We start from the raw sequence: 5441 nt of genomic DNA, 5'->3' as shown, positions 1-5441 counted from the left end.
TGCCTTCTCGGCACCACGTTCTCTGCCATTCTGTTCTCCATACAGTCAAAAAGTTATCAAACTTCTTGCTGTACGTGGAATCGAGACAGGGTCACGATAACGTGTTCGTCGAGCGCGTATGGCGCAGCATCAAATACGAAGAGGTCTACCTGAAGGCCTACGAGTCGGTCAGCCATGCCCGGCGTTCCATTGGCGAATACATCGAGCTGTACAACCGGAAACGGCCCCATTCGAGCCTGGCAGATCAGACGCCGGATGAGGCATACTTCGCGACGCTGCCTGCGATCAAATCGGCAGCATGACTGCCTCGGACATTCCACTTAAAAATATCGAAAACCTGTCCGAACGAGCGAGACCACCTCTTAGCTTCAACTGCAAGACAAAACGAATTGTTCAGGGCCGACTAGCTAGCAGGCATGCGGTGGCGATGAGTTTTTCCACGGAATATCCTGTTCAAAATCTTCAATCCGGATCGGAATGCCATTATGAGATCGAGCGTGAGACGGCAATGTTTGCGATTTTTCTGGTTTCAAGTAACTCGGACAGATTACGAGGTCCTGCGGGCGAGACCTTTAGGTGGTGCTGTCAAGTTGCTCGCCAGACGGAAGGGAGATGCTGGCGCACGAAGCAAAGCGCGTTGCAGCTGGCGCGCCGATTTGAAGTAAATCGGAGGCCCCCGCCGGTTCACTCGGGCGCCTTCCAAACAAACAGCCACCCGCTGGGGTGGCCGAAGGTAGGGGACGTGCCGAGAGGCCGTTGAGCCTGAGTCGAGGCATCAATGGAACGACTGTACTATTCTTTTAGAGCGTGTTATGCACTTTCAAAAATGCGGAACGGCATGAGTCAGCATCAAAGTGACGAAGACGACGAAATGCAATCCGGCGAGGGTTTCGGGCAAGCGCTCGTAGTCGCGTGCGAGCCTGCGAAAACGGTTGACCCAGCCAAAGCTGCGCTCGACCACCCAGCGCCGTGGAAGCAGCACGAAACCTTTCTTCGCCTCGGACAATTTGATGACCTGCAACTCGATGCCTTCGTCACGCGCGGCCTGCGCCGCGCCTTCGCCGGTATAACCCTGATCGGCAAAAGCGAGTTTCACCGTCTGGGCCGTGGCCTGCTGAACCTGCCGTGCCAGTTGTTGCACCTGAGCGCGCTCCTGCTCGTTAGCCGGCGTGATATGCACCGCCAGCAGATGACCCAGTGTGTCGACGGCCATGTGCACTTTGCTGCCGCGTTTGCGTTTGTAGCCGTCATATCCTGCGCGTGGACCGCTCTCGCACGTCGATTGCAACGTCCGCCCATCGAGAATCACCGCGCTGGGCTGGCCCTGGCGTCCATGTGCTACACGAATGATCGAGCGCAGATCGTCGGTCATCGCTTCAAAGCAACCCGCACGCAACCATCGTTGGGTTTGTTGGTACACGGCCTCCCACGGCGGGAAGTTCGTCGGCAACAGCCGCCATGGTGCGCCAGCACGGGCCAACCAGCGCAACGCGTTGTAAAGCTCGCGCAACTCATATTGCCGTTGCGGTGCATCTTCCTTCATCAGCGTCAGATACGGCACGACGAAACTCCATTCTTCGTCCGTTACGTCACTCGGGTAGGGTCTGCGTTTCTCCATCTCCCTTGGATACCCCAACCGATGAAAATTGCATAACACGCTCTATGTATCTTTCCAATATGAATATTCTGACAATTAGACAAGATAATTTTTCGTATCGATCGTGCTGCAAAAAGATCGATTATTCCAAGGCGTACGTTAGATCACGCCATTGCTGCGCGTTCGCGCTCCCCGAGCCAAGCTGACCACGCGGAAATGTCATCACGGCAATTGCCTGAAGCGCCCGATCGTCATAGCTCGGGTCGCCACTGCTGCACCGGATTATTAAATCATGTACGCGGCCTTCTTCGTCGAGCCATATGCGTACCAGGACACGCCTGCGCTCAAGAGTAGAGCCGGCATCGAGCGAGTCATCAGGTGGTCGATCAGGGACATGTTTAATCAGGGACATGTTAATTAAAGAGGCTCGCGCGAACATGTCACACCGCCTCTCGGGCACGGCAAGGGTGGTGCGACAATCATAAAAAGACCGCCTGACACGCAGGCGGTCAAAGTCACCACTCAGGCCATACGCACGAGGAGGAAACGTGCAACTTCAGCTTAGGACGGCCCCGCGCCCCGCGGTTTCGGATCTTGCTGATGGAAGGGGCGACCGACGCCGCTGCGCAAGCCAGCCGCCCGAAGGCATCGATCGCTCAACGGTCACCCAGTCAGTGCGCCCGCCCCGGATGCTGTCCGGCGCCTAGCTTGCCCATTTTGCCGCACGGATGCGCATCAAGCAGGGGCACCGCGCGGCTGCAGTCGAGGGGCGATGGGGAAAAGGCAGAGGGCCGACGCTCGCATCTGGCAGCGTTTGACTCCTACGGCGACGGATCGCGGGCAAGGCCGCGCCCACCGGCCTTTGTCAGCTCCCTGCCGTTTCCTTCTGGTGCCTCCTAAAAAAACAGCCACCCGCTGGGGTGGCCGAAGGTAGGCGGGCAGAGAGGCCGTTGAGCCTGAATCGAGGCATCAACGACACGACCGCACTATTCTTTCATTTAACTTTCTTATCTGAATATTCAGACGATTGGGCAAGATAAGTACGTCACGATCATCGCGCAGTCCAAGGGCGCGGCCGCACAGGTGGCGAGCGTAATGAGCGAGAACCTGAAAGGCGACGTGCAGACAGCCGTGTCCGCCTGGGAAAACCAGGGCATCACGATTGCCGACACGGTCGACCCGGCGCTGCGCGCGTTCACGCAGCGCGTCACCGAGATCACGCGTGCGGTCAATCAGTGGACGAGTGAGCATCCCGAGCTCACGCGCGCCCTCACGCTCGGCGCGCTGGTGATCGGTGGGGTGCTGGCGGCGCTGGCCACGCTGACGCTGGCGTTGGCCACGGTGCTGGTGCCGCTGGCCGCGCTGAAGTTCGCGTTCGGCGCGCTGGGCATCAAGCTGTTGTCGCCGCTGGGGCTGCTCGGCCGCCTGGCGGGGCTGTTAGGCGGCGCCCTGCTTGGCGCGCTCAAGCTCGTTGGCCGCGGCCTGCTGATGCTGGGCCGCCTGGCGATGGGCCATCCGATTCTGGCGCTGGTGACGCTGCTGGCGATGGCGGCCCTCTACGTGTGGCAGCACTGGGAAAAGTTCGGGCCTCTGTTCACCGCGATGTGGGAAGCCGTCAAGGCCGCGTTCGGCCAGGCCGGCGCGTGGATCCAGCAAAAGTGGTCTGGCACCGTCACGTGGTTCAAGGACACGTTCAACGCCGTGCTCGCGTGGCTGGGCAGCCTCGGCACGCGCTTCACGCAGTTCGGCATCGATCTGATCACGGGCCTGGCCAACGGCATCCGCAGCCGCCTGGGCGCCGTGAAGGACGCGATCACGAACGTGGCGAACTCGACCGTGAGCTGGTTCAAGGAAAAACTCGGCATTCATTCGCCCAGCCGGGTCTTCATGGAACTCGGCGGCTGGACTATGGCGGGCCTCGACGAGGGGCTGCGCGACGGGCAGCAGGGGCCGCTGGCCACCGTGCTCGCGCTCGGCAAGCGGATCGTCGCCGCCGGCGCCGGTATCGGTCTGACGGGGGCCGCGCTTGCCGCCCCCCCTCTCGATCGATCAGCGCCCGCCGCTGTCTGCCGTGCCTACCACGCTGATGGCGCCGGCCGCACCGGCACCCATCACGATCCACGTGCACGCGACGCCCGGCATGGACGAGCAGGCCCTTGCGCGCCAGGTGCAGCAGATCCTGCGCCACGAACAGGCCGCGCAGGCCGCCCGCGCACGCTCGCGCCTGGCCGATCGAGATTGAGGAGACCCGTTCATGATGATGGCGCTCGGGCTGTTCGTGTTCAGCCTGTCGACGGTACCGTACCAGAGCCTGCAGCGCACCCGCAGCTGGCGCTACGCGAGCCACGATCGCGTCGGCAAACGGCCGGCGCGGTAATACGCGGGCGAGGACGATGAGGGCATCACGTTATCGGGCGTGCTACTGCCCGAGCTCATCGGCGGCGACCTGTCGCTGGCCGCGCTCGAAGCCATGGCCGACCAGCATACCGCCTGGCCGCTGATCGAGGGCAGCGGCCGGATCTACGGGATGTTCACGATCGACGGGATCGACACCACGCGCACGCTGTTCTTTGCGCACGGCGCGGCGCGCCGGATCGAGTTCACGATCACGCTCACGCGCGCCGATGAGCTGGACATGCTGGGGGTCGTGACCGACGCGATCAAGCAGGCGATCCTGACATGAACCTGGCCGAGCTGCCTGAGCTGCCCGGGGCCGATCAGCTGCGCCAGAATCTCGTCGCCGATGATCGTGTGCCGCGCGCGATCTATGCGATCACGCTGAACGGCCGCGACATCTCGCGCAAATTCGATGGGCGGCTGATCTCGCTGACGCTGACGGATAACCGTGGCTTCGAAGCTGACCAGCTCGATATCTGCCTGGACGACACCGGCGGCGCACTGGAGATTCCGAGCCGGGGCGTGAAGCTGAAGGTGGCGATCGGCTGGGCGGGCGCGGCCAACGGGCTGATCGACAAAGGTGATTTCGTGGTGGACGAGGTGCGTCACAGCGGCCCGCCCGACGTGCTGACGCTGCGCGCGCGCAGCGCCGATCTGCGCGAAGGGCTGGCGATCAAGAAGGAACGGTCGTGGCATCGGCAGACGCTTGGCGCGATCGTGCGCGCGATCGCCAGCCAGCACACACTCCAGGCGCGCATCAGTGCGCCGCTGGATACGCAGCCGGTCGATCATATCGACCAGACGGCGGAGTCGGACGCCAACCTGCTGACGCGCCTGGCCAGACAGTTCGACGCGATCGCGACTGTGAAAAACGGCATGCTGCTGTTCATGAAGGCTGGGGAAGCGACGACGGCCAGCGGCAAGCCGCTGCCGGCGGTGACGATCACGCGCGAAGCGGGGGACGGGCACGCATTCGGTGTCGCTGACCGCGACGCGTACTCGGGCGTACAGGCGTTTTACCTGAACACGCGTACCGCGAAGAAGGCATCGACGAGCGTGAAGCGTCGGCGGCGCAAGACCACGAAGCAGAAGACGCCCGCAGAAAAGAGCGGCGAGGTGCTGCTGGGCACGGCGGAGAATGTGAAGACGTTACGGCACACGTACGCGAGCCAGTTCAACGCACAGCGCGCGGCAAAGGCGGAATGGGGAGGCTGCAGCGCGGGGTGGCCGAGTTCAAGATCCAACTCGCGTTGGGCCGCCCGGAGCTGACGACAGTGAGCTTCCCCCGGTTTTTCGCCTTCCAACGGTCCCTAGTTATGCGGCGGCGTCCTTGGTCTGCTGAGCTTTGATCCAGTCCCGAAGGAACCGCTCCGGAGAAACAAAGCCGAGCGATGAATGACGACGACTGCGGTTGTAAAACACTTCGATGTATTCGAACAGATCGGCC

General features: G+C 62.2%; 2 protein-coding genes and 4 pseudogenes. 4 read left to right on the top strand and 2 right to left on the bottom strand.

All coding sequences use genetic code 11. From position 1 onward, the window contains the following. Positions 1 to 302, top strand: a 302-nt coding sequence (locus HWX39_RS35605; protein ID WP_244135168.1) for an integrase core domain-containing protein, incomplete at its 5' end; no start/stop codon positions are given. A gap of 518 nt (positions 303 to 820) precedes the next feature. On the opposite strand, the gene HWX39_RS35600 is transcribed toward HWX39_RS35605, so the two are convergent. Beyond that, positions 821 to 1618: an IS5 family transposase gene (locus HWX39_RS35600; RefSeq protein ID WP_175972132.1), complete on the bottom strand. Its 798-nt coding sequence runs from the start codon at positions 1616 to 1618 to the stop codon at positions 821 to 823. A 990-nt stretch (positions 1619 to 2608) separates the two neighbouring features. Between HWX39_RS35600 and HWX39_RS36595 the strand changes: the two are divergent. From HWX39_RS36595 to HWX39_RS35580, 3 pseudogenes are all read left to right on the top strand, one after another. After that, a pseudogene (locus HWX39_RS36595) lies at positions 2609 to 2878 on the top strand (phage tail tape measure protein); the annotation flags it as partial. 973 nt (positions 2879 to 3851) lie between these two features. Then, positions 3852 to 4280: pseudogene (locus tag HWX39_RS35585) on the top strand (phage tail protein). Then, positions 4277 to 5268 (top strand): annotated as a pseudogene (locus tag HWX39_RS35580) (contractile injection system protein, VgrG/Pvc8 family); the annotation flags it as partial. The pseudogenes HWX39_RS35585 and HWX39_RS35580, both read left to right, overlap by 4 nt. 40 nt (positions 5269 to 5308) lie before the next feature. On the opposite strand, the pseudogene HWX39_RS35575 reads toward HWX39_RS35580, so the two are convergent. Continuing rightward, a pseudogene (locus tag HWX39_RS35575) lies at positions 5309 to 5441 on the bottom strand (IS3 family transposase); the annotation flags it as partial.

It is taken from the genome of Burkholderia sp. BCC0322 (genome assembly GCF_902833045.1).
Classification (GTDB): Bacteria; Pseudomonadota; Gammaproteobacteria; order Burkholderiales; family Burkholderiaceae; genus Burkholderia.
The sequence above is the reverse complement of the archived record's forward strand: the minus strand, read 5'-3'. Positions and strand labels throughout refer to the sequence as shown.